22 protein-coding genes are annotated in these 23,393 nt (G+C 72.4%); 19 read left to right on the top strand and 3 right to left on the bottom strand.

From position 1 onward, the window contains the following. Nucleotides 1-85: 85 nt before the first annotated feature. On the bottom strand, nt 86-1,000 hold the full coding sequence (locus O7614_RS06145; protein WP_278137511.1) for a cyclase family protein: 915 nt from the start codon (nt 998-1,000) through the stop codon (nt 86-88). 753 nt (nt 1,001-1,753) lie between these two features. On the opposite strand from O7614_RS06145, the gene mfd reads away from it, so the two are divergent. From mfd to O7614_RS06165, 4 genes are all read left to right on the top strand, one after another. Continuing rightward, a complete protein-coding gene (mfd, locus tag O7614_RS06150) occupies nt 1,754-5,404 on the top strand; it encodes a transcription-repair coupling factor (protein WP_278137512.1) in 3,651 nt (1,216 codons plus the stop codon). 177 nt (nt 5,405-5,581) lie between these two features. After that, entirely contained in the window at nt 5,582-6,334 is a 753-nt protein-coding gene (locus tag O7614_RS06155; protein ID WP_278137513.1) for a hypothetical protein, read from the top strand. A gap of 2 nt (nt 6,335-6,336) precedes the next feature. Further along, entirely contained in the window at nt 6,337-7,323 is a 987-nt protein-coding gene (locus O7614_RS06160; protein WP_278137514.1) for a nucleoside triphosphate pyrophosphohydrolase, read from the top strand. Nucleotides 7,324-7,432: 109 nt separating this feature from the next. After that, nucleotides 7,433-9,052: a DUF885 domain-containing protein gene (locus O7614_RS06165; RefSeq protein ID WP_278137515.1), complete on the top strand. Its 1,620-nt coding sequence runs from the start codon at nt 7,433-7,435 to the stop codon at nt 9,050-9,052. Nucleotides 9,053-9,071: 19 nt separating this feature from the next. On the opposite strand, the gene nudC is transcribed toward O7614_RS06165, so the two are convergent. Beyond that, a complete protein-coding gene (gene nudC, locus O7614_RS06170; protein WP_278137516.1) occupies nt 9,072-9,953 on the bottom strand; it encodes an NAD(+) diphosphatase in 882 nt (293 codons plus the stop codon). After that, on the bottom strand, nt 9,950-10,642 hold the full coding sequence (locus tag O7614_RS06175) for a hypothetical protein (protein ID WP_278137517.1): 693 nt from the start codon (nt 10,640-10,642) through the stop codon (nt 9,950-9,952). The genes nudC and O7614_RS06175 overlap by 4 nt, the downstream gene beginning before the upstream one ends. 213 nt (nt 10,643-10,855) lie before the next feature. Between O7614_RS06175 and eno the strand changes: the two genes are divergently transcribed. From eno to O7614_RS06250, 15 genes are all read left to right on the top strand, one after another. Next, nucleotides 10,856-12,139, top strand: coding sequence for a phosphopyruvate hydratase (eno, locus tag O7614_RS06180; RefSeq protein WP_269681111.1), 1,284 nt, complete (start codon nt 10,856-10,858; stop codon nt 12,137-12,139). Between the two features lie 78 nt (nt 12,140-12,217). Further along, nucleotides 12,218-12,856, top strand: coding sequence for a septum formation initiator family protein (locus O7614_RS06185; protein WP_278142169.1), 639 nt, complete (start codon nt 12,218-12,220; stop codon nt 12,854-12,856). Between the two features lie 93 nt (nt 12,857-12,949). Further along, nucleotides 12,950-13,507 carry a DUF501 domain-containing protein gene (locus O7614_RS06190; protein WP_278137518.1) on the top strand — a complete coding sequence of 186 codons (558 nt, stop codon included), beginning with the start codon at nt 12,950-12,952 and terminating at the stop codon, nt 13,505-13,507. Continuing rightward, complete coding sequence (locus O7614_RS06195) at nt 13,504-14,025, top strand: amino-acid N-acetyltransferase (protein ID WP_278137519.1); 522 nt, start codon at nt 13,504-13,506, stop codon at nt 14,023-14,025. The genes O7614_RS06190 and O7614_RS06195 overlap by 4 nt, the downstream gene beginning before the upstream one ends. 51 nt (nt 14,026-14,076) lie before the next feature. Continuing rightward, nucleotides 14,077-15,018, top strand: a complete 942-nt coding sequence (locus O7614_RS06200; protein ID WP_278142170.1) for a Ppx/GppA phosphatase family protein — start codon at nt 14,077-14,079, stop codon at nt 15,016-15,018. Nucleotides 15,019-15,189: 171 nt separating this feature from the next. Then, nucleotides 15,190-15,642, top strand: a complete 453-nt coding sequence (locus O7614_RS06205) for a peptidoglycan-binding domain-containing protein (protein WP_278137520.1) — start codon at nt 15,190-15,192, stop codon at nt 15,640-15,642. 121 nt (nt 15,643-15,763) lie between these two features. Further along, complete coding sequence (locus tag O7614_RS06210) at nt 15,764-16,096, top strand: PadR family transcriptional regulator (RefSeq protein WP_179782175.1); 333 nt, start codon at nt 15,764-15,766, stop codon at nt 16,094-16,096. Next, nucleotides 16,093-17,130, top strand: a complete 1,038-nt coding sequence (locus O7614_RS06215; RefSeq protein WP_278137521.1) for a hypothetical protein — start codon at nt 16,093-16,095, stop codon at nt 17,128-17,130. Before O7614_RS06210 ends, O7614_RS06215 begins: the two co-directional genes overlap by 4 nt. 130 nt (nt 17,131-17,260) lie before the next feature. Beyond that, entirely contained in the window at nt 17,261-17,926 is a 666-nt protein-coding gene (locus tag O7614_RS06220) for a hypothetical protein (protein WP_278137522.1), read from the top strand. A 199-nt stretch (nt 17,927-18,125) separates the two neighbouring features. Next, the gene (locus O7614_RS06225) at nt 18,126-18,812 is read left to right on the top strand and encodes a dienelactone hydrolase family protein (RefSeq protein WP_278137523.1); all 687 of its coding nucleotides are present in this window, start codon (nt 18,126-18,128) and stop codon (nt 18,810-18,812) included. Continuing rightward, entirely contained in the window at nt 18,805-19,545 is a 741-nt protein-coding gene (locus O7614_RS06230) for a uracil-DNA glycosylase (RefSeq protein WP_347404337.1), read from the top strand. The genes O7614_RS06225 and O7614_RS06230 overlap by 8 nt, the downstream gene beginning before the upstream one ends. Before the next feature lie 20 nt (nt 19,546-19,565). Then, nucleotides 19,566-20,354: a DUF4129 domain-containing protein gene (locus O7614_RS06235; RefSeq protein ID WP_278137524.1), complete on the top strand. Its 789-nt coding sequence runs from the start codon at nt 19,566-19,568 to the stop codon at nt 20,352-20,354. Continuing rightward, nucleotides 20,351-20,935 (top strand): hypothetical protein, encoded by a 585-nt coding sequence (locus tag O7614_RS06240; RefSeq protein WP_278137525.1) that lies wholly within the window; start codon nt 20,351-20,353, stop codon nt 20,933-20,935. Before O7614_RS06235 ends, O7614_RS06240 begins: the two co-directional genes overlap by 4 nt. Then, on the top strand, nt 20,935-21,942 hold the full coding sequence (locus O7614_RS06245; protein WP_278137526.1) for a MoxR family ATPase: 1,008 nt from the start codon (nt 20,935-20,937) through the stop codon (nt 21,940-21,942). Before O7614_RS06240 ends, O7614_RS06245 begins: the two co-directional genes overlap by 1 nt. Then, complete coding sequence (locus tag O7614_RS06250; RefSeq protein ID WP_278137527.1) at nt 21,942-23,369, top strand: DUF58 domain-containing protein; 1,428 nt, start codon at nt 21,942-21,944, stop codon at nt 23,367-23,369. Before O7614_RS06245 ends, O7614_RS06250 begins: the two co-directional genes overlap by 1 nt. The last annotated feature ends 24 nt before the right edge of the window (nt 23,370-23,393 follow it).

Genomic DNA, 23,393 nt, shown 5'->3' on the forward strand with positions numbered 1-23,393 from the left:
CGTCCGGGTGGTGACCTGGTGACCCCCGTGGGGCCAGGGAAATGCGTCCGCCGCACTTTCCTGATGTCTCCCGGGGCGCGTGGCGTCAGGGGTTGACGACGGCGAAGGCGCGGACCGGGAAGGTGCCCATGCCGGCCACCATCGGTGGGGCCGCGGTGAACCGGAACCCGGTCGGCGGTAGCGCGTCCAGGCCGGTCAGGTGCTCCACGATCGGTATGCCGGCGGCGAGCAGCGTGCTGTGTGCGGGGCGTTCACCGCCGGCTGCCGGGCTCATGTCGTCGATGTTGATCGAGTCGATGCCGACCAGAGCCGCGCCGGCGTCGGCCAGCGCCCGGGCGGCGTCCCCGGTCAGGTGTGGCGCCTCCGGCGCGCCGTACCGCTCGGTGCCGAAGTGCGCATCCCACCCGGTGTGCACCAGCACCGCGCGCCCGGCCACCTCGTACGGGGCGAGCATCAGCCGATCCACGGCTCGGGTGCCGGCCGGCACGCGGACCAGCACCCCGGGTAGGTCGGCGAGGCGGTCCAGCGGCACCCCGGTCAGGTCGTCTGCCCCTGCCCAGCGGTGGGCGGGCGTGTCCACGTACGTGCCGGTGTTGGCGATCAGGTCGATCCGCGCCACATGGAACTCGGTGCCCAGCGCGTACCGGTCGCGGGACGCCGCGAACGTCAGCCAGTCGGTGACCCGGGGCCCCGGCCAGCCGGGCAGAGTGGTCATCCCGTCGCTGATCACGTGGCTCAGCTCGATCAGCCTGCGGCCGGGCGTGGGCTGGCCGACGGCTACGCCCCGGCCACCCTTGTGCGGCTCCTCGATGATCGACTTAGCAGTGATCCGGACCTCGGCGACCATCAACAGCCCGAGGTGGCGGACGAACATCGCCGCCAGGTCGTCGTCGGTGATCTCCGGCCCCGGGATGTCCAGCCGAAATCCCTCGGTGCGCAGCCCGCCGCCGTTGGCGAAACTCACCTCCGCGTCGAACTGCGCCCGCCACTGCTCACCCATCCACCAACCCGACCACGTCGGCCGGCGACGGTCAAGATCCGCGCGACGCCGTGGCAGACCGGGGTGTCCGCTCCCGCGTGGGGGTCCTGCGCCCGCTCCCTCGGTGCCCGCGCCCGCGCCCGCTCCCGCGGGTCCTGCGGGTCCGGCGCGGTGAAGATCCGCGCAACATCAGGGCAAGTGCTGCCTCGGGGCACCGTGACCCACCACTTTCCCTGTTGTTGCGCGGATCTTGGGACGAGCAAGGTGCGCGGGTCGGCGACGTCTGTGCCGGAGGCCCTCCACTCTCCAAGATCGCGCAATATCAAGGATGTAGTGGTGTCGGCGCGTTGGTGAGGCCCCTACATCCTTGTTCGAGCGTGACCTTGGCGCGGTGGGTCGCCCCAAACTCGCCCAGGTCCCTGGGGAGGTCAAGATCCACGCAACATCGGGGATGCTGGGGTTTCCCGCGCGTCGGAGGCAGCAACATCCCCGATGTTGTGAGGATCTTGGGCGCGGGGCGCGGGGCGCGGGGCGCGGGGCGCGGGGCGCGGGGCGCGGGGCGCGGGGCGCGGGGCGCGGGGCGCGGGGCGCGGGGCGCGGGGCGCGGGGCGCGGGGCGCGGGGCGCGGGGCGCGGGGCGCGGGGCGCGGGGCGCGGGACCTGGGCGGAAGAGGGTGTGTGTCGGTGGACGGGGATAGGCTGGTCCTCGTGCACCCCCCGTCCGGCTGGACGAGGGGCGTCCGTCGTGTGCGTCGACTCCCCTGGAAGTGATCACATGCTCACCGGTCTGTTCTCCGCCGCCCTGGCCGACCCCGGGCTGACCCGGGCGCGTGACCTGGCGCGCTCCGGTGCCGCCCAGGTCGACGGCCTCGACATCACCGCCCCGGCGGCACTGCGCCCGTTCGCGGTGGCCGCGGTCGCGGCCGACCCCGACGGCACCGCAGGTGGGGCCGGGCGACCAGTGCTGGCGGTGACCGCCACCACCCGGGAGGCCGACGATCTCGCCGCCGCGCTGGGCGGGCTGCTGCCGGCCGAGCAGGTCGTGGTCTTCCCCTCCTGGGAGACGCTGCCCCACGAGCGGCTGTCACCCCGCTCGGACACGGTGGGTCGACGGCTGGCCGTGCTGCGCCGGTTGGCGCACCCGGAGGCCACCGACGCGCATGGCGGCACCGGGCCGCTGCGAGTGGTCGTGGCCCCGGTCCGTTCACTGCTCCAGCCGCAGCTCAAGGGGCTCGGCGATCTGGAGCCGGTGCAGCTCGCCGCCGGCGAGGAGGCGGACCTCGAAGAGGTTGCCCGCCGGCTGATCGACATGGCGTACGCCCGGGTCGACCTGGTCACCAAGCGCGGTGAGTTCGCGGTACGCGGCGGCATCCTGGATGTCTTCCCACCGACCGACGAGCACCCGTCCCGGGTCGAGTTCTGGGGCGACGAGGTCGAGGAGATCCGCACCTTCGCCGTCGCCGACCAGCGGACCATCGAGCAGGTGCCGCTGCTGTGGGCGCCGCCCTGCCGGGAGTTGCTGCTCACCCCGTCGGTCCGCGACCGGGCCGCCGCGCTCGCCGAGCAGCACCCCGAGCTGGCCGAGATTCTCGACAAGCTGGCCGAGGGCATCCCGGTGGAGGGGATGGAGTCGCTGGCCCCGGTCCTGGTCGGCCCCGACTCGCTGGAGTTGCTGCTGGACGCGATGCCGTCCGGCACCCATGTGCTGCTGTGCGACCCGGAGCGGATCCGCACGAGGGCGCACGACCTGGTGCGTACCTCGGAGGAGTTTCTCCAGGCCAGCTGGGCCGCCGCCGCGGTCGGAGGCCAGGCCCCGGTGGACGTCGGCGCTGCCGCCTTCCGCACCCTCGGCGAGGTGCGCGCCGCCGCCGGCAAGCTCGGCCAGCCGTGGTGGACGCTGTCACCGTTCGGGTTGGTCGAGGCGGAGACGGTTGAGACACGGCAGCCCTGGGAGGACGCACCGGAGGAGGCCGCCGTCACCCCGGACGACGCCATCGCGGTGACTCTCGGCGCTCAGCCGGCCCCGCTGTACCACGGCGAGACCAGCCGGGTGGTCGACGATCTCAAGCGCTGGGCCGGCGAGGGCTGGTCGATCGCGCTGGTGTTCGAGGGGCACGGCCCCGCCCAGCGGGCGGTGGAGGTGCTGCGCGACGCCGGGCTGGGCGCCCGGTTGGCCGAGGAGGTGCCGACCGCGCCGGTCCCCGGCGAGCTGGTGGTCACCTGTGGCGCGCTGAGCAGCGGGTTCGTCGACGAGGCGTCCCGTTTCGTGTTGCTGACCGGCAACGACGTGACCGGCGGTCGGGGCACGTCGACCCGGGACATGCGCAAGATGCCGAGCCGGCGGCGCAACACCATCGACCCGCTGGAGCTGAAGGCCGGCGACCACGTGGTGCACGAACAGCACGGCATCGGCCGCTACGTCGAGCTGGTGCAGCGCACCGTCAACGGCGCCAGCCGCGAATACCTGGTCATCGAGTACGCGGCCAGCAAGCGCGGCCAGCCCGGCGACCGGCTGTTCGTCCCCACCGACCAGCTCGACCAGCTCTCCCGTTACGTGGGCGGGGAGCAGCCGACCCTGCACAAGATGGGCGGCTCGGACTGGCAGAAGTCCAAGGCCCGGGCTCGTAAGGCGGTCCGGGAGATCGCCGCGCAGCTGATCCAGCTCTACGCCGCCCGCAAGGCGTCCAAGGGGCACTCGTTCGGCCCGGACACCCCGTGGCAGCGGGAGTTGGAGGACGCCTTCCCCTGGCAGGAGACGCCGGACCAGCTCGCCGCGATCGACGAGGTCAAGCGGGACATGGAGCAGACGGTCCCGATGGACCGGCTGATCTGCGGTGACGTGGGCTACGGCAAGACCGAGATCGCCGTCCGGGCCGCCTTCAAGGCCGTGCAGGACGGCAAGCAGGTGGCGGTGCTGGTGCCGACCACCCTGCTGGTGCAGCAGCACTACAACACGTTCGCCGAGCGGATGAGCCAGTTCCCGGTGCAGATCCGGCAGCTGTCGAGGTTCCAGACCCCGAAGGAGACCGAGCGGACGCTGGAGATGGTCGCCGACGGCACCGTCGACATCGTCATCGGCACCCACCGCCTGTTGCAGACCGCCACCCGGTTCAAGCAGCTCGGTCTGGTGATCGTCGACGAGGAGCAGCGCTTCGGTGTCGAGCACAAGGAGCACCTGAAGACGCTGCGCGCGTCCGTCGACGTGCTCAGCATGTCGGCCACCCCGATCCCGCGGACCCTGGAGATGGCGATCACCGGCATCCGGGAGATGTCCACCATCGCCACCCCGCCGGAGGAACGGCACCCGGTGCTCACCTTCGTGGGCGCGCAGGACGACCGGCAGGTGGCCGCGTCCATCCACCGCGAGTTGCTCCGCGACGGGCAGGTCTTCTACCTGCACAACCGGGTCGAGTCGATCGACCGGGCGGCACGGCGACTGCGGGAGCTGGTGCCCGAGGCGCGGGTCGCGGTGGCGCACGGCCAGATGGGCGAGGACGCCCTGGAGAAGGTGATGGTCGGCTTCTGGGAGAAGGAGTTCGACGTCCTGGTCTGCACCACGATCGTCGAGTCGGGCATCGACATCCCGAACGCCAACACGTTGATCGTGGAGCGGGCCGACCTGCTCGGCCTGGCGCAGCTGCACCAGATCCGGGGCCGGGTCGGCCGGGGCCGGGAGCGGGCGTACGCCTACTTCCTCTACCCGCCGGAGAAGCCGCTCACCGAGCACGCCCACGAGCGGTTGGCCACCATCGCCCAGCACACCGAGCTGGGCGCCGGCATGTACGTGGCGATGAAGGACCTGGAGATCCGGGGTGCCGGCAACCTGCTCGGCGGCGAGCAGTCCGGGCACATCGAGGGCGTCGGCTTCGACCTGTACGTGCGGATGGTCGGCGAGGCGGTCTCCGCGTTCAAGGGCGAGCGGCCGGAGGAGGACGTCGATGTCAAGATCGATCTGCCTGTCGACGCGCACCTGCCGCACGACTACGTGAGTGTGGAGCGGCTGCGCCTGGAGATGTACCGCAAGCTCGCCGAGGCCCGCGACGAGGAGCGGTTGGGCGAGGTGGTCGCCGAGATGACCGACCGGTACGGCGAGCCTCCGGCCCCGGTGCAGAACCTGGTGGAGGTGGCCCGGTTCCGCCTGCTGGCCCGTCGCTACGGCCTGACCGACGTGTCCATGCAGGGCAAGCACGTCCGGTTCGGCCCGCTGCCGCTGCCGGATTCGAAGCAGTTGCGGCTCAAGCGCTACCACCCGGACGCCGTCTACAAGCAGGCCACGGACCAGGTCAGCGTGCCCCGGCCGACCACCCGCCGGATCGGCGGCGAGCCGTTGCGCGACCAGGCGCTGTTGCAGTGGTGCGCCCAGTTGCTCTCCGATGTGCTCGGTGCCCCCGCGCCCGCAGTGGCGGCCGCCGGGGCGTCGGCCTGAGCGGGACGGCCTGAGCCTGAGCCTGACAGCGTCGGCCTGAGCCGGAGCCGGACGGCTCACCGACCAGGACGGTGCCCGGTCGCGCCGCGGGCATCGTCCTGGTCGCGCCGGCGCGCGAGGGGCGCGGGCGGTGGGGGGCGTCACAGCGACGTGGCCTGCCGTGAGAGAGTGACCGTCATGCGTGCTCGCCGTCGTGTCGCCGTCGCCAGCGTGGCGGTCGGTCTCATCGCCCTCTCCGGTTGTCGTGCCGAGCCCGGCATCGCCGCCTACATCGGTGACCACCGCATCACCGATGAGCGGGTCGCCGCCGTGCTGAAGGACCTGCGCGACAAGAACCCGGAGTCGCCCGCCGCGAGCCAACCCGGCCAGGCGGCGCCGAAGCCGGCCGGCCCGGCCGAGGTGGCCAGCGTGCTGGTGCTGGGCGAGGTGTGCAAGCAGGTCTCCGCCGAGAAGAACTACCAGCCGCGTGGCCAGGTGGCTTCCGACCAGGTCGCCCAGGCGCTCCAGCTGACGGCTGACACGGAGTACGTGCAGCAGGTGTCCGCCCTCTACACCTGCCTGTCCGGGGTGCCCTCCGAGTCGGTCGCGCCGACCGAGCAGGAGATGAAGACCCTGATCGCGGTCGGCCGCGAGGCGGGCCAGATCCCCGCCGCCACGAGCGACGAGGAGGCCGCCCGCCAGCTCGACGGCGACCAGTTGCGTGGTGCGCTGGCCACCCGGCGGTCGCTGGTCGAGGCGGTCGAGCGCTACGACGTCACGGTCAGCCCCCGGTACCGCCCGTTGGAGTTCCCGGTGCTCAGCTTCCCCGGCGACATTCCCGCCGTCAGCGTGCCGCTCGGTGAGCCGGGCTCCGACATGGTCACCGACATCTCCACCCCGGAGTCGGCCGAGTCCCCCGCCACTCCCGACGCTGAGGGCACGGCCAGCTGAACATGACGGCACGGATCGTCCTGCTGGTCACCTCGCCCCGGCTGCCGGCCGGCCTGCTGACGGCGGCGGCCTGGGACGTCGTACGCCAGCACCCGGTGTTGACCGGCGCGGAGAGCGAGTTGGCCACGGCGGTGCGCCAGGCGGGCGCCGAGGTCGTCGTGGTGGACGGCCCGGCGACGCAGCGCCTGCTGGACACCGTGGCGGCGCACGGCACGGCGGTCTGGTTGGCCGGCCCGGCCGGCGACGAGGCTCTTGCCCGGGAGCTGGGTCTGCGCCTGGCCCGGGAGCCGGGGCTGGCCGAGATGGAACTGATGTACGGCTCGTGGGACCCGCCGGGCGCGCGTCTGCTCGATGCGGTGGCCGTGCTGGACCGGTTGGCCTCGCCGGGTGGCGACCCGTGGAAGCGCGCGCAGACGCACCGCAGCCTCGCCGGTTACCTGCTGGAGGAGAGCTACGAGGCGTACGACGCGATCGACGCCGACGACACCGACGCGTTGCGTGAGGAGTTGGGCGACGTCCTCCTGCAGGTGGTGTTGCACGCGCGGCTCGCCGAGGAGTTGCCTGAGGGTGAGCGGTGGAACATCGACGACGTGGCCGGTGGCCTGGTCGACAAGATGATCCGGCGAAATCCGCACGTCTTCGCCGGTGCGGAGGTGGGCACGCTGGAGGAGATCACCGCGAACTGGGAGCGGATCAAGCGCGCCGAGAAGGCCCGGAAGTCGGTGCTGGACGGCGTCGCGGTGAGCCAGCCCGCCCTCGCCCTGGCCACCCAGATCCTGGACCGTGCGGCCCGGGCCGGCCTGGGTGTGCCACCCCCACTGTCGGACACCCAGGTGGACGCCGAGGCGAGACTGGGCGCGAGCCTCCTGGCGACGGTGGCCGCGGCCCGAGAGGCGGGCATCAACCCGGAGGCGGCCCTGCGCCGCACCACCCTCGCCTACGCCGAAGCCGTCCGCGCCGCCGAACCCCCACCCGCAGACCCGCGTTGATGATGAAGTTGCAGACCCGGCACGCCGGGAGGTCGACGGCAACAACTTCATGATCGACGGAACGGGCGTAACCGGCGGCATCGTCGGGGGTGCTCGGTAGGGTGGGCCGGTGGAAGCGTTTGGAGTGCTGGCCGAGCGGGTCGTCGAGGCGTTGCTGGAGTCCCGGCCGGGGGTTGCCACCTCGGCGGGGGATCACCGGTTCGACGATCGGCTCCCTGATCTGTCCGCCGATGCGCTCGCTGGCGACCGGGAGATGCTCTCCGACGCGGCCAACGCGCTGTCCGAACTGGACCCGGACTCGCTCGACGTGGACGAGCAGGTCGACCACGCGTTGCTCACCTCCTTCGTGGACCGGGAGCTGTTCGAGCTGACCGAGATCCGGTCGCACGAGTGGGATCCGCTGCGGCACAACCCCGGCCCGCTCCTGCACGCGCTGCTGGCCCGCCCGTACGCCCCGGCGGAGGTGCGACTGACCCAACTGGCCGGTCGGCTCGCCGCCGTACCGGACGCCCTCGCCACCGCCCGCGCGACGTTGCGCGACATGCCGCGGATCCACGCGGAGACGGCGGTCGGGCAGTTCGCCGGCACGGCCGCGCTGATCCGCGACGAGCTGCCGCCGCTGCTCGCCCAGGCGCCGAGCGCCCTCGACCGGGTCGAGCCGGCCGCCACCGCGGCGATCGCCGCGATCGAGGAGTTCGTCGCGTGGCTGCGCGCCGGCCTGGCCGCCGACGCCGGCCCCGGCCGCGACCCCCGGCTGGGCCGCCGCCGCTGGGAGGCCCGGCTCTGGCACACCTTGGACACCGAGTTGGGCGCCGCCGAGATCCAGCGCCGCGCCTGGGCCAACCTGGACCGGGTCACCGCGGAGATCCGCGAGGCGGCCGTCGAGCTGGTCGGTGGCCCGGCCGGCGACGCGGCGGTACGCCGGGCACTGGACCTGCTCGCCGCCGAGCACCCGGACGACGCCACCATCGTGGAACTGGCCGGGGTGACCCTGGACGAGACGACCGACTTCGTCCGCGCGCACGACCTGGTCACCCTGGTCGACGACCGGTGCGTGATCCAGGAGATGCCGGAGTTCGCCCGGGGTGTCGCGGTGGCCTACTGCGACGCGCCCGGCCCGCTGGAAACCGCGGCCGTGCCGACCTTCTACTGCATCGCGCCCACCCCGGCGGACTGGCCGGCGCAGCGGGTCGAGTCGTTCTACCGCGAATACAACGACCACATGATCCGCAACCTGACCGTGCACGAGGCGATGCCGGGGCACTTCCTCCAGCTCGCCCACGCCCGCCGCTACGTCGGTGGCACCCGGGTCCGGGCGCTGGCCGAGTCCGGCCCGTTCATCGAGGGCTGGGCGGTCTACGCGGAGGAGTTGATGACGGGCCTCGGCTTCGGGGGCCTGCCGGTGCGGTTGCAGCAGCTCAAGATGCAGCTCCGGATGACCATCAACGCGCTGCTCGACCAGTTGGTGCACGCCGAGGACCTGCCCGAGGCCGAGGCGATGGCGTTGATGACCGGGCGCGGCTTCCAGGAGGAGGGCGAGGCGGCCGGCAAGTGGCGTCGGGCGTTGCTGACCTCCACCCAGCTCTCCACCTACTTCGTCGGGTACAGCGAGGTCGCCGAGATCGCCGCCGCCCGACCGGACGCGGTGTCGGTGCGCGACTGGCACGACGCGATGCTCTCGCACGACTGCCCGCCCCCGCGCCACCTGCGTACCCTGCTCGGGATCTGAGAGGGCGGCCGCGCGGGGTTCAGCGGCGCGCGGCGGTCGCCGTCGCGTCGATCAGCCAGCGCGAGATGGAGTACGCGGGCGGCAGTTCCGCCGGCAGCGCATCCACGCCGAACCACCGAGCCTCGGTCAGCTCCCGGCCGTCGACCACCGGCTCGGCGTGCGGGTCGGCGGCACGGGCGGTGAAGCCGGCGAGCAGCACCCCGGGGCCGGAGATCGCCCACGGCTGGCTGCCGAAGTACGCCAGCCGGTCGACGGACAACCCGACCTCCTCGCCGACCTCCCGGTGCACCGCCGCCTCCAGGGTCTCGCCGGCCTCGACGAAGCCGGCCACGAGTGCCCACAGCCCGGTCGGTCCGGTGGAGTGTCGGACCAGCAGCAGCTCGTCGGCACGACCGGCCGGTCCGGGTCGGGTGATCGCCACCAACACCGCGGCGGAGAGCTGCATCGGGACGTACAGGCCGCAGTCCGGGCACCGCCGGGCCGTCTCGCCCGGCTTGTCGGTCAGCTCGGCTCGGCAGGCGCCACACCAACGGTGGGTACGCCGCCACGTGACCACGGCCAACGCCCGGCCGGCGAGCGTGGCGTGCGGCTCCGGCACCTCGGCGGCGAGCGACGCCCAGCCCCGGGCCCGGCCGGGGAGCACATCGGCGGTGGGCAGGTCGGTCGCCCAGGCGGGCACCCCGTCGAGGGTGCCCAGCGGCACCCAGTCGGTGTCGGCGGGCAGGTCGGCGACGCGCAGTGGTCGGCCGTCGACGTCGGTCAACAGCTTCGCGCCGGTGACCGGTAGCGCCAGGTCACCGGCGGCGGGCAGCCGCCCCCGCTCGGCCCCGGGCTGAAAACCGACGGGTCGTGCCGCGGACGCGGGGTCGTCCAACCCGGCAGCGGGGGCCGGGCCGGTCACGACCCTCCCGGGCGGCTGTCCACGACACCGGCGCCGGCCGGCGGGTCGAACGCGCCCTTGTCCACGGTCGCCGAGTAGCGGCTCAGCGCCAGCTCCATCGGTTTGCCGTCGACCGGTCCGGTGAAGCTGCCGAGCACGCCCTCCGTGGTGACGCAGGCGGTGAAGTCACCGGAGGAGCTCTGCACCTCCACACAGGCGGCGTGGTGTCCGGCGATGGTGGTGTCGCTCTGCTTGACGACCGCCTGCGGGTCGAGGGCGGCGGCGGTGAGCAGCCCGACCACCACCGGCGGTGTGACCAGCCCCTGCTGCTTGGCCTCCCCGAAGAGAGTCACGGTGGGCTTGCTGCCCGGGGTGGGCGGGGTGGCGAGGGTGCACTCCGGCCGGGCGCCGGTCGTCGTGCACCGGGTGATCGCCTCCGGGGTGACGGTGAGTCGCCCACCCGGGTAGATGTACGTGGAGCGGGCCGGGTCCTGCGCCTGCACGATCGCGGCGCTCTGGCCGCCGGGCAGCTGGTAGTCGGCCGAGTAGGTCAACTCCAACGCCCGGTCGAGTCGGGCGGCGAGGTCGTTGACGAGTTCCGAGCGGCCCATGGCCACTCCGGCGTCCTCGAATGTCTGACAGCCAGTGACCGTGAGCGACGCGATGACCGACACGGCGAGCATGCGGAGGGTGGTCGAGGCGGCGGGCATGCCGACCAGCCTGGTGGATCTGGTCCGTGCAGCGCAAACCCGTTGCCGGTTGACGCCCGGAAATCCGGGAATGTCCGTCAGTGCGGGGCGACTCGGGTGCGCGGGCGACGCCGTGCCCTTTCCCGTGGCCCGATACGCTGCGTTCAACACCTGCCTCAGCCGCACCGTCGCGGCCCACCCACGGACCGGATCACAACAACGAGGAGCGACTCAGTGGCAACCATCGAGGGAATCGTCGCCCGGGAGATTCTCGACTCGCGGGGCAACCCCACGGTCGAGGTCGAGGTCGGCCTGGACGACGGCACGGTGGCTCGCGCCGCGGTGCCCTCCGGCGCCTCCACCGGCGCGTTCGAGGCGATCGAGCTGCGCGACGGTGACGCCGACCGCTACCAGGGCAAGGGCGTGGAGAAGGCGGTCTCCAACGTCGAGGACAAGATCGTCGACCAGATCATCGGGTACGAGGCCAGCGAGCAGCGGCTCATCGACCAGAAGATGCTCGACATCGACGGCACCGACAGCAAGTCGGAGCTGGGCGCGAACGCCATCCTGGGGGTCTCCCTGGCGGTGGCGAAGGCCGCTGCCGGCAGCGCCGAGCTGAGCCTCTTCCGCTACCTGGGCGGCCCGAACGCGCACCTCCTGCCGGTGCCGATGATGAACATCCTCAACGGCGGCGCGCACGCCGACTCGAACGTCGACATCCAGGAGTTCATGATCGCGCCGATCGGCGCGCCCACCTTCCGGGAGGCGCTGCGCTCGGGCGCGGAGGTCTACCACGCGCTCAAGTCGGTGCTGAAGAAGAAGGGCCTGTCGACGGGCCTCGGTGACGAGGGCGGCTTCGCACCGAACCTGCCGACGAACGCGGCGGCCCTGGACCTGATCGCCGAGGCGGTCGAGAAGGCCGGCTACCGGCTCGGCACCGACATCGTGTTCGCGCTCGACGTGGCGGCCACCGAGTTCTTCGACAACGGCACCTACACCTTCGAGGGTGCCGCGAAGTCGGCCGAGGACATGAGCACGTACTACACCAAGCTGGCCGACGAGTACCCGATCGTGTCGATCGAGGACCCGCTGGCCGAGGACGACTGGAGCGGCTGGCAGACGCTGACCGCCTCGATCGGCGACCGGGTGCAGATCGTCGGCGACGACCTGTTCGTCACCAACCCGCAGCGCATCGCCCGTGGCATCGCGGAGAAGTCCGCGAACGCGGTCCTGGTCAAGGTCAACCAGATCGGCTCGCTGACCGAGACCCTGGACGCGGTGGACCTGGCCCACCGGGCCGGCTTCAAGTGCATGATGAGCCACCGCTCCGGCGAGACCGAGGACACCACCATCGCCGACCTGGCGGTCGCCACCGGTTGTGGCCAGATCAAGACCGGTGCGCCGGCCCGTTCGGACCGCGTCGCCAAGTACAACCAGCTGCTCCGGATCGAGGAGGAGCTGGCCGACGCGGCGCGCTACGCGGGTGCCGGCGCGTTCCCGCGCTACCGTTCGGCCTGAGACGCTGCCGGGAAGCCCCACCGCGGGGCTTCCCGACAAACTCCGTAACGCACGAAGCCTCGGGGGAGGGGTGTGACGATGCAGCAGCGCCGCACACCGGGTGGTCAGCGTCCCGCCCGCCGGCCGGGTCAGTCCGGTCGGCCGGGCGCCGGCCGCTCCACGCGGGGATCGGTGCGGGAGGCCGGCGTACGCGCCGAACCCCGTGCCGCCGCTGGTCGGGCTCCGGGTGCCGCCCGGGGCGCCGAGGGTGTGCGCTCGGCGAATCGTCCGGCCGCCGCTCGGCGTACCGCCGCCGGTGGGTCCGTCAAGCGGCTCGCCGCACCCCACCCCGGTCGTTTCACCGGTCGGGCCACCGTGCTGTTCGCGGTCCTGATCGCGCTCGCGCTGGCCTACACGTACCCGGTCCGTGTCTACCTGGACCAGCAGGCCGACATCGAGCGGATGGAGGCGGCCCAGGCGGCGCAGGAGGCGGAGATCGCCAAGCTCACCGCCGAGGCGGCCAACTGGAAGGATCCGGCGTACATCAAGACCCAGGCTCGGGAGCGGTTCTTCATGGGCGAGCCGGGCGAGAAGATGATGGTGGTGCTGTACGACCCGGACGGCGCGGCCCGGGACGCCGGGAAGTCCGGTTCGACACCTCCGGCTGGGCCGACCACCTGGTACGACACGCTCTGGTCGAGCGTGCGGGCAGCCGACAGCCAGCAGCCGGGCAAGTGAACCACCCCGAGTGTTAGGAAGGGCCCCTTCCTATACCGCAGGCGTTAACAAGGGCCCCTTCCTTATCGGCCGACCAGCACGACTGGAGTATCTGTGACTGTCGTACCACCGTCGGAGCCGGCGGCGGATTCCGTACCCCTGCCGCAGCGCGAGCCGGCCACCGAGGCCGACCTGGCCGCGGTGGCCGCGCAGCTCGGCCGCACGCCCCGGGGCACCCGGGCGGTTGCCCACCGGTGCCCGTGCGGCCTGCCGGACGTGGTGGAGACGACCCCCCGCCTGGCCGACGGCACCCCGTTCCCGACGCTCTACTACCTGACCTGCCCCCGGGCCACGGCTGCGTGCAGCCGGCTGGAGTCGGCGGGGTTGATGAAGGAGATGGCGGACCGGCTGACGACCGACCCCGAGTTGGCCGCCCACTACCGCGCCGCGCACGAGGACTACCTGGCCCGTCGAGAGGCGATCGGCGAGGTGCCGGAGATCGCCGGCATCTCGGCCGGTGGAATGCCCGGCCGGGTGAAGTGCCTGCACGTGCACCTGGGGCACGCGCTGGGCGCCGGCCCCGGGGTGAACCCGTTCGGCGACGAGACGTTGGAGCTGGTCGAACCCTGGTGGGCCACCGGCCCGTGCGTGGACGTGCCGGCGGGCGAGTGAGCGCGCCGACTGCGGATCAGATCACGGTGCGGCGGGCCCGCACCGGGGACGTCCGGGGCATCCGGCGACTGGTGGACACCTACACCAACGACCGGCGGCTGCTGAGCAAGGCCACCGTCACCCTCTACGAGCAGGTGCAGGAGTTCCGGGTCGCGGTTCGCGCCGAGGACGGCGTCGTGGTGGGCTGCGGCGCGCTGCACGTCATGTGGGAGGACCTGGCCGAGATCCGTACGGTTGCGGTGGATCCGTCGTGTCGTGGGCGGCGGATCGGGCACCGGCTGGTGGGCGAGCTGATCGACGCCGCCCGGGAGTTGGGCGTGGCCCGGATCTTCGTACTCACCTTCGAGACGCAGTTCTTCGGCGCGTTCGGCTTCCAGGAGATCGACGGCGCACCGGTGCCGCAACCCGTGTACGAGCAGTTGTTGCGCTCGTACGACGAGGGTGTCGCGGAGTTCCTGGACCTGGAGCGGGTCAAGCCGAACACGCTGGGCAACACCCGGATGCTGCTGCGCCTGTGACCCGGAGTTGGCCGGGCGGGCTGCCGTAAGGTTGCTGCCGTGACGACGCGTGTGGCGGCCATCGACTGCGGGACCAACTCGATCCGACTGTTGGTCGCCGACCTGCCCGACGACTCGGCCGGGTCACCGGCGCCGCTGGTCGACCTGACCCGACGGATGGAGATCGTCAGGCTCGGTGCGGGTGTGGACCGCACCGGTCGGCTGGCGCCCGAGGCGATCGAGCGGACCCGGGTGGCGCTGGCGTCGTACGCCGCCGACATCGAGAAGCTGGGCGCGGAGCGGGTCCGGATGTGCGCCACCTCGGCCTCCCGGGACGCCGCCAACGCGGCTGACTTCACCGAGATGGTGCAGCGCACTCTCGGTGTCGCCCCGGAGGTGGTCACCGGTGACGAGGAGGCCCGGCTGTCGTTCACCGGTGCGGTGCGCGGGCTGCCCGCCGACGCGAAGGCGCCGTTCCTGGTGGTCGACATCGGCGGCGGTTCCACCGAGTTCGTGGTCGGTGACCGGGAGGCCGGGGTGCGCGCGGCGATCTCGGTGGACATCGGCTGTGTCCGGATGACCGAGCGGCACCTGCCCGACGACCCGCCGACGCCCGAGCAGGTCGCCGCCGCGCAGGCCGACGTCGCGGCCGCGGTGGACCGGGCGCTCGCCGTGGTGCCCGGCCGTGAGGCGGCCACCCTGGTCGGCCTCGCCGGGTCGGTCACCACAGTGGTCGCCATCGCGCAGGGCCTGCGGGAGTACGACCCGGAGCGCATCCACCACGCGAGGGTCTCGTACGAGGCGGTCGCCCAGGTGACGGCGGATCTGTTGGGTCAGACCCGTGCGCAGCGGTTGGCGAACCCGGTGATGCACCCGGGCCGGGCCGACGTGATCGGCGCAGGCGCGCTGGTGCTCCGCGTGATCATGGAGCGGGCCGGGATGCCGTCGGTGGTCGCTTCCGAGCACGACATCCTCGACGGCATCGCCTGGAGCCTCCAGTCGGCGTCGCGGTAGCTGACGGCGCAAGGTCGCCGATGTGGGGTGACCAACCGGGCGGAGACCGCCACGTCGGTGAGGTGGTGTCGATCAATGCGCGGTGCGACGACTGATCGGGGCCAGTTATTGACGGACGCCTATGTTAGTCTGCGCCGAGACTCAGTCCACCATGAACCAACGGGGGTGTACATGTCGAAGCGTGTGTCACGGCGACTGGCGGCTGCGGCGCTGGTGGCGTTCAGTGTCGGGTCCTTTCAGGTCGTGACGGCCGGCTCCGCAGCGGCAGACCCGGTGTCCATTCTGGCGACGCCGACCTGCTCGAAGTCGATCACCTATCAGGGTGCGTTGGTCCCCGCCTCGTCCGGCAATTCGGTGAACTGCAGCATGCAGCGCGGCAACGTCAGTGACGCCGTGGCACGCCTGCAGGACACGATGAACGACTGTTACCGCAGCGCGCTGACCCGGGTCGGCGTCTACCCGCTGTCGATCGACCGCAACTTCGGCGGTAACACGGAAAAGGCGCTGCGGGAGGTGCAGAGGGTCGCGGGCACGGCGGCCGACGGGATCTACGGTCCGAATACGCGCAGGGCGATGTTGCACGTCGACCCTGACTACGGCGACCCCTGCCGTCGCGTCAGCTGATTCCGGAGTCTCGGATCCGAGGTGGGTCAGGTTCGTCCTGGCCCACCTCGTCGTGTTCCAGCAGGAACACGTTCGGTGCGATCGTTGACGCTACTTCGCATTGCGCACTACTGTCTAATGCGTGGACACCACACAGTTGTTGAAGGGCGTGCTTGACCTGGCCGTCCTGGCCGTGCTCCGGCAGGAGGACGGCTACGGCTACGACATCCTGCGTCGGCTGCGCGAGGCCGGCCTGGAGGAGGTCGGTGACGCCTCGGTCTACGGGACGCTGCGCCGCCTCTTCGCCGCCGGCCTGCTCACCACCTACGTCGTGCCGAGCGAATCCGGGCCGCACCGCAAGTACTACTCACTCAACGCCGCGGGGCGTGACCAGTTGACCCGCTCCGGCAAGCTCTGGCGCTCGTTCGCCACCACCATGGACAGTCTGCTCGACGATCGGGGGATGGCGGCATGACCGTCACGGAGCAGGAGATCACCGACTACGTGGCGCGGGTCCGGGCCGCGCTGGCCGACCTGCCGCCCAGCCAGCGCGACGAGTTGACCGAGGACCTCGCCGACCACCTCACCGAGGTCGCCGCCGAGTCCGAGGGCACGCTCGTCGGGCGGCTGGGCGAGCCCGAGACGTACGCCGCCGACCTGCGCGCCGCGGCCGGTGCCGCCGGTGGCACCGGCCGGAACCTCGACCAGCGGGTCGCCACCGCCCTGGTCCGGGTCCGTCGCCGGCTGCGAGAGATCGACACCCGGCTCGGCCCAATGCTCGGGTACGGGACGGCGAGCGAGTTCCTGCTGTTGCTGCGGCCGGCCTGGTGGGTGCTGCGCGGCTACCTCGCGGCGATGCTGGTGACGATGATGAGCACCGGCGGGAGCTACGGTCTGCTGCCCCGGTTCGGCGGAGAGTTGCTCGCCGGCATGGTCATGCTCGTCGCGTTCGTGCTCGCCTCCATCTGGATCGGTCGCCGCTCCGCCCGGCTCACCCGCTGGCCCCGATGGGCCCTGCATGCCGGCACGTTCGTGCTGGTGGTGTTCGCGCTCGCCGCACTGGGCCACGCGGAGGACCGGCTCGATCGCGACTACTACTACGACCAGACCTCGGTCGACAGTCAGTACAGCCAGATCCGGGACGTCTACGTCTACGACCGCGAGGGTCGCCTGGTGGAGAACGCGCGACTCTTCGACCAGAACGGCAACCCGATCCGTCTGGGCTATCCGGACTGCGGGGGTCGCGTCGACGAGTACGGCAACCCGTTGTTGCGGCCGTACCCGTACTGCCCCGAGCAGGCGCCCTTCGGGCCCCGCGCCCCGGGCGCGACCGCACCGCTCACGCCGCCGACCGCACCGCCCGCGACGACACCGACCGGCACGCCGGACCCGAGCGTCACCCCGGGCGCTTCCGTCGCGCCGCAGCCGGGCGGAACGGCTCCCGGTGAACCGCCGGCAGGCCCGACCGGGACGCCGAGCGGCCCACCGGCTCCGGCCGCGACGGGCTGAGTCACGGTGTGAACTGGATCATGCTGATGAAGCTGGGAAATAGCTGAACGGACGAGGCGAGCGGGACGGCACCGGAAATCAATGATCGTTACGGTGTCGTCTGCTCATCAACCCCTCGGAAGGAACCACCGTGTCAGAGCAGGTCGCACCCTCCTCCGCGTCCGACGCCGCAGCAGCCCAGCCGGCCGTCGAGACGCCGCAGCCGACGCCGGCCCAGCCGCAGACGGCCAAGTCGGACGGGGCCGCGCCGACCGCACCCGCATCGGATGCGACCGCGCCGACCGCACCCGCATCGGATGCGACCGCGCCGACCGCACCCGCACCGGACGGGGCCGCGCCGACCGCACCCGCATCGGACGCGACCGCGCCGGATGCGACCGCGCCGGACGCGGGCAAGCCGGAGGAGAAGTCCGGTGGCAAGAAGGCGCTGGGCATCATCGGCGCGATCCTCGCGGTCGTCGTCATCGCCGGCCTGAAGTTCGGAGTCGCCTCGGCGATCGGCAACTACTTCAACAAGGACGAGACGGCTGACGCCAAGGCCGGCGACTGCATCGCCGAGCTGCCCGAGGTCACCGGCACCAAGCAGGAGAAGGTCGACGGCGCCAAGGTCGTGTCCTGCACCTCCACCGACGCCGCGTACACGGTGGTCGGTCGGGTGAACGACCAGAGCGAGGCTCAGGCCCAGGCCGGCACCGCCTGCGACCAGTACCTCAAGGAGGGCGAGGAGGGGTACGTCTTCTCCAGCATCGAGCCGGGCAAGACCGGCTACGTCCTCTGCCTGACCAAGAAGGCCTGACCAGCGAGGAAGACCAGCATCGACGGCGGCGGGAGCGGATCCCGCCGCCGTCGGCGTACCCGCAGTCACCAGCCGGCGAACAGGAGGTGAATGCCACTGTTCCGGCGTCTTCCCGACGGCCGCGCGGCGTGGCAGGCTACCGGCACGTAGGACCACTGGGCGACCAGCCAACGATGACTGACCGCTAGGAGGACGGCCCATGGGCGAGATGGTGAGCTACCGCAGCAACGGAGGCACGAGCGAGGGGTATCTCGCGATACCCGCCAGCGGAATGGCCAGCCCTGCCGTCATCGTGATCCAGGAGTGGTGGGGCCTCGTCCCGCACATCCGGTCGGTGGCGGACCGGTTCGCCGAGGCTGGCTTCGTCGCACTCGCCCCGGACTTCTACCACGGCGAGACGACCAGCGAACCCGACGAGGCGCAGCGGCTCCTGATGGCGATGCGGATGGACGAGGCGGCGAAGGACATCGCCGGAGCAGCCGACTATCTCGCCGGGCGCCCGGAGGTCACCGGTAAGGTCGGTGCCGTGGGCTTCTGCGCCGGTGGCAGCCTCGCCCTCTGGTCGGCCACGATCTCCGAGCGGATCGTCGCCACCGCGGGCTTCTATCCTGTGCTGCCCTGGGATTCGATGCGCCCCGACTGGGCCGACTACGCCGGCAAGGCCGCTGTCATCCACTGCTCCGAAGAGGACGGCACCTCGGCCGCCGAGGGCGTACAGACCGCCCGCCGAGCCATCGAGGAGGCCGGCGGCGACTGCCACCTCTACGACTACCCGGGCACCTCGCACGCCTTCTTCAACGACGACCGGCCGGAGGCGTTCGACCAGCGCGCCGCGGCCAGCGCCTGGGCCCGCACCCTGGAACTCTTCCGGGCCAAGCTTGGCTGAGTCGCGTACCCCCGAGCAGGTGGTCGCCCGCGCAGCGCGGGCGACCGACCTGGTCGACCTCGACGCGGGCGTCAGCGACTGTTTCGCCTGCCCCCGGCTGGTCCGGTGGCGCGAGGAGGTGGCCCGCACCCGCCGGGCCGCCTTCCGCGACCAGGAATACTGGGGTCGGCCGGTGCCGGGCTTCGGCGCCGCCGACGCGCGGATCGCGATCCTCGGGCTGGCGCCCGCCGCACACGGCGGCAACCGCACCGGTCGGATCTTCACCGGCGACCGGTCGGGTGACGTGCTGTTCGCGGCGCTGCACCGGGCCGGGCTAGCCAACCAACCGACGAGCGTCGCCGCCGACGACGGGCTCGCCCTGCGCGACCTCCGGATCTTCTCGGCCGTCCGATGTGCGCCACCGGACAACAAGCCGACCCCGCAGGAACGGGACACCTGCGCACCCTGGCTGCACCGCGAGGTCTCGCTGATCCGGCCCACGCTGCGCGTCGTGGTCGCGCTGGGCGCTTTCGCCTGGGCTGCGTGGTGGCCGGTGCTCCGTCAGGTGTACGGGCTGCGACCGCCCAGCCCGCGACCGGCGTTCGGTCATGGGGCACACTGGTCCGGCACAGCCGCTCCGGATCTGCTGGGCAGCTACCACGTCAGCCAGCAGAACACCTTCACCGGACGGTTGACGCCAAAGATGCTGGACGACGTCTTCGACCAGGCTAAACAGCTGGCCGAGGTGGACTGAGAACGCGTGGGGCGGTGGCGATGACAGACGGAACACGCCCACCTGCGCCGGCACCGGCCGACGAGTCCGGTGTGTTGCGCCCGGCGTTCGGCCTGCTTCGCCGGTGGTGGCCGGTCGGAGTGGTCGCCGCGCTGCTCGCCGGTGCCGCGCTGGCGTCCGCCCACTCGTCGCTCGGCACCAGCCGGATTCCGCCGGCCGCGGAGAACGTCCCCTGGGTGCCCGAGTACCCGACCGTCGAGCCGTCCGCGTCCATCCCGGTCGAGCCACGCGACGCCGGCGAGGCCACCCAGGCGCACATACCGCAGTGGATCGCCACCGTGGCGCTGGTCCTGCTCGGGCTCGCCATCCTCGCCGCCCTCGGCTACCTGACCTGGGTCCTGATCCGGGGCGCGCTGCGCCGTACCACCCGGACACTGCCGACGCAGCGGGCCCGGCGCACCGCCGAGGGCACCGCCCGCGAGGTGGTCGCCGCCCTCGACGCCGGCCTGGTGGAGCTGGACGACCGGGACACCGACCCACGGGTGGCGGTGATCGCCTGCTGGGTGCGCCTGGAGGAGGCCGCCGCCACGGCCGGCGTGCCACGGCTCACCGGGGACACCCCCACCGACCTGGTCAGCCGGCTGCTGCGCGGCGACCCGGCGGCCGGCGTGCCGGCGATCGTCAGCGCCGACGTGCTGGCCGAGTTCGCGCACGTCTATCGGGAGGCCCGGTACGCCACCCGTCCGGTCGACGAACGCACCCGCGACCAGGCCCGCGCCGCGCTGCGCCGGCTACGCGGCGAACTCACCGCGGCGGTGGTGACCGCATGAGCAGCACCAGCATCGACGACCTGCTCGCGTTCGAGGAGGAGGCGGCCCCGTCCGGTCCGTCGGAGCGCCGCTCCCGGTTGGGTCCCGTGCTGCGTGCCCTCGCATGGGCCGCCGCACTGGTCGCGGTGTTGCTCGTCGGCCTCCGAGCGGTCGGCCTCCAGATCTCACTGCCGGTGCTGATCGCCGGGGTGCTCGCCGTCCTGGCGGTCCGCCGGGTCACCGCCCTGCTCGCGCCGCCACCCCCGCCGCCGGCGGGTGCCCGGGTCGCGCCGGGCGAGGAGGACGGCAGCTACAACTGGGGTGCCCGGGACGCGCTGCGCGGCGCGATCAACCGGTGGGAATGGCCCCTGGACTGGTCCTCGACCCGACCTGAGCGGTTCACCGGGACGGTCCTGCCGAGGATCGGTGAGCTGGCCGACGAGCGGATGCGCCTGAAGCACGGCGTCACCCGCGAATCGGATCCGGCCCGCGCCCGCGTCCTACTGGGTGACCAGCTGTGGACGTTCCTGGAGACCCCGCCTCGCCGCACCCCGTCGCCGCGCGACCTCGCGGCGATCGTCGCCGAACTGGAGAAGATCTGATGAAGGACGTGGACCGGAGCATCGCCCCCGCCGAGGTCGGCCACCTGGCTCGGGCCGTCCTGGACGCGGTCGGCACCGTCGTGGTCGGCAAGCGGGACGCGTTGGAGCTGGTCCTCGCCGGCATCCTCGCGGGCGGGCACGTCCTGCTGGAAGACCTGCCCGGGTTGGGCAAGACCCTCACCGCGCGCTCGTTCGCCCAGGCGCTCGGGTTGGACTTCCGCCGGTTGCAGTTCACCCCCGACTTGCTGCCCGCCGACGTCACCGGTTCCTTCCTGTACGACCAGCGCAACGGCGACTTCACCTTCCGGGCCGGCCCGGTCTTCACCAACCTGCTCCTCGCCGACGAGATCAACCGGACGCCCCCGAAGACCCAGTCCGCGTTGCTGGAGGCGATGCAGGAGAAGCAGGTCTCGGTGGAGGGTGTGACCTACAAGCTGGACGAGCCGTTCCACGTGCTGGCCACCGCCAACCCGATCGAGTACGAGGGCACCTACCCGCTGCCCGAGGCGCAACTGGACCGGTTCCTGCTGCGGGTCTCGTTCGGCTACCCGCACCACGAAGAGGAGTGGGAGGTGCTGCGCCGTCGGATGAGCCGTCGCCGCGAGGAGGCGGACATCAAGGCGGTGGTCGACGCGGCCACGCTGCGGGCCATGCAGGCCGCCCTGGAGGACGTGGTGGTGGAGGACTCCATCGGCCGGTACATCGTGGCCCTCACCGCGGCCACGCGGGAGCACCCGTCGGTGCTGGTCGGCGCCTCACCGCGGGGTTCGTTGGCGCTGCTGCTGCTGGCCCGGGTGCGCGCCGTCTTCGGCGGACGGGACTACGTCGTGCCAGAGGACGTCAAGGAGGTCGCCGCACCGGCCCTGGCCCACCGGATCACCCTGCGCCCGGAGATGTGGTTGCGCCGGGTCGACCCGGCGTTCGTGGTCGGCGAGGTGCTGGAGGGCACCCCGGCCCCGGCGAGTGGCGCACTGCCCAGCTACGCCGCTGGCGGGCCCCAGCGCTGATGACCGGACCGACCGTGTCGAGATCCACCGAGCCGGAACCGGCTGCCGGCTGGGCACCCACCCCGGCGCTCGGCCGGGCGGTGCTGCTCGCCGGTCTGCTGCTCGTGGCGGGGGTGCTGCTGGGGCGGGTCGACCTGATCGTGCTGGCCGCCCCGTTCGCCCTGGGCACCGCGTACGCGCTGCGCCGACGGCCCACGGCGCTGCCACAGGTGTGGATCACCTCGGGTGACGACGGGCCGCTGGTGGAGGGCGGCGACGTGGCGGCGGCCGTCAGTGTAGGCAACCCGGACACCGTCGACTACGACCTGGTGGTGCTGCGTACCCGGGTGTCGCCGTGGCTGCGGATCCTCCGGGCCGGCTTCGCCCGCGATCTGGCCGTCGGCGACGTGCCGCCGACCGGTGGCGAGGCTCCGGCGGCTGGCACAGGGCGTTCCGTCGCCGACCGGCCGTTCGTGACGTCGGTGCCCGTCGGGTCGGCGGTGGACCTGGAGTTGGCCGGCAGTGCCCTGCGCTGGGGACGGCACCCGGTCGGCCCGGCCGGCGCTCGGGTCGCCACGGCAGGCGGCCTGCTGGTTTCCCGCGCGGTGATCGTCGAGCCGGTTCGCGTGCGGGTGTACCCACGTACCGAGCCGTTCGAGGCGGTGGAGGCGATGCCCCGGGCCGCCGGTCTGGTCGGGGCACACCACTCGCGGCGCCCCGGTGAGGGCGGTGAGCTGGCCGGCGTACGGGTCTTCGCTCCCGGGGACCGGTTGCGCCGGATCGACTGGCGGGTCTCGCTGCGGGCCCGCCAGTTGCACGTGGCCGCCACCCTCTCCGACCGTGACGCGGAGGTGGTCGTGTTGCTCGACGTGCTCGCCGAGGCGGGGCGTTCCGGCGGGGTGGGGGGTGCCGCCTCGGTGCTGGACACCACCGTCCGGGCGACCGCGGCGATCGCCGAGCACTACCTGCACCGCGGCGACCGGGTCTCGTTGCTGGAGTACGGGCCGGCTGCCCGCCGGCTGCGTCCGGCAGCCGGGCGGCGGCAGTACCTGACCGTCCTGGAGTGGCTGCTCGACGTACGCGTCACGGCGTCCTCGCACGAGCCGTACGACCAGGTTTTCGGCCCACAACTGCTCTCCTCGGACGCGCTGGTGGTGGTGCTCACCCCGCTGCTGGACGAACGGTCGGCGCAGATGCTCGCCCGACTGGCCCGCGCCGGCCGGTTCGTGGTGGCGGTCGACACGTTGCCGGCCGACCTGGCCCCACCGAAGGACAAGGGTTGGGCGGAGGTGGCGTACCGGCTGTGGCGGTTGGATCGTGAGGTCATGATCGGGCAGCTTCGGGAGCACGGCGTGCCCGTGGTGCGCTGGGCCGGGGCCGGCAGCCTGGACCAGGTGCTGCGGGACGTGGCAAGGCTGGCGACGGCCCCCCGGGTGGGTGGCCGGTGAGCGCGAGGAGTGAGCTGGCGAGCC

The sequence above is a fragment of the Micromonospora sp. WMMD961 genome (assembly GCF_029626145.1).
Classification (GTDB): Bacteria; Actinomycetota; Actinomycetes; order Mycobacteriales; family Micromonosporaceae; genus Micromonospora.

Bases quoted from the DNA above. Each gene is read 5' to 3' on its own strand.
- O7614_RS06145 (WP_278137511.1), bottom strand. From the start codon at position 1,000: ATGGGTGAGCAGTGGCGGGCGCAGTTCGACGCGGAGGTGAGTTTCGCC.
- mfd (WP_278137512.1), top strand. From the start codon at position 1,754: ATGCTCACCGGTCTGTTCTCCGCCGCCCTGGCCGACCCCGGGCTGACC.
- O7614_RS06155 (WP_278137513.1), top strand. From the start codon at position 5,582: ATGCGTGCTCGCCGTCGTGTCGCCGTCGCCAGCGTGGCGGTCGGTCTC.
- O7614_RS06160 (WP_278137514.1), top strand. From the start codon at position 6,337: ATGACGGCACGGATCGTCCTGCTGGTCACCTCGCCCCGGCTGCCGGCC.
- O7614_RS06175 (WP_278137517.1), bottom strand. From the start codon at position 10,642: ATGCCCGCCGCCTCGACCACCCTCCGCATGCTCGCCGTGTCGGTCATC.
- O7614_RS06185 (WP_278142169.1), top strand. From the start codon at position 12,218: ATGCAGCAGCGCCGCACACCGGGTGGTCAGCGTCCCGCCCGCCGGCCG.
- O7614_RS06205 (WP_278137520.1), top strand. From the start codon at position 15,190: ATGTCGAAGCGTGTGTCACGGCGACTGGCGGCTGCGGCGCTGGTGGCG.
- O7614_RS06215 (WP_278137521.1), top strand. From the start codon at position 16,093: ATGACCGTCACGGAGCAGGAGATCACCGACTACGTGGCGCGGGTCCGG.
- O7614_RS06225 (WP_278137523.1), top strand. From the start codon at position 18,126: ATGGGCGAGATGGTGAGCTACCGCAGCAACGGAGGCACGAGCGAGGGG.
- O7614_RS06235 (WP_278137524.1), top strand. From the start codon at position 19,566: ATGACAGACGGAACACGCCCACCTGCGCCGGCACCGGCCGACGAGTCC.
- O7614_RS06240 (WP_278137525.1), top strand. From the start codon at position 20,351: ATGAGCAGCACCAGCATCGACGACCTGCTCGCGTTCGAGGAGGAGGCG.
- O7614_RS06245 (WP_278137526.1), top strand. From the start codon at position 20,935: ATGAAGGACGTGGACCGGAGCATCGCCCCCGCCGAGGTCGGCCACCTG.
- O7614_RS06250 (WP_278137527.1), top strand. From the start codon at position 21,942: ATGACCGGACCGACCGTGTCGAGATCCACCGAGCCGGAACCGGCTGCC.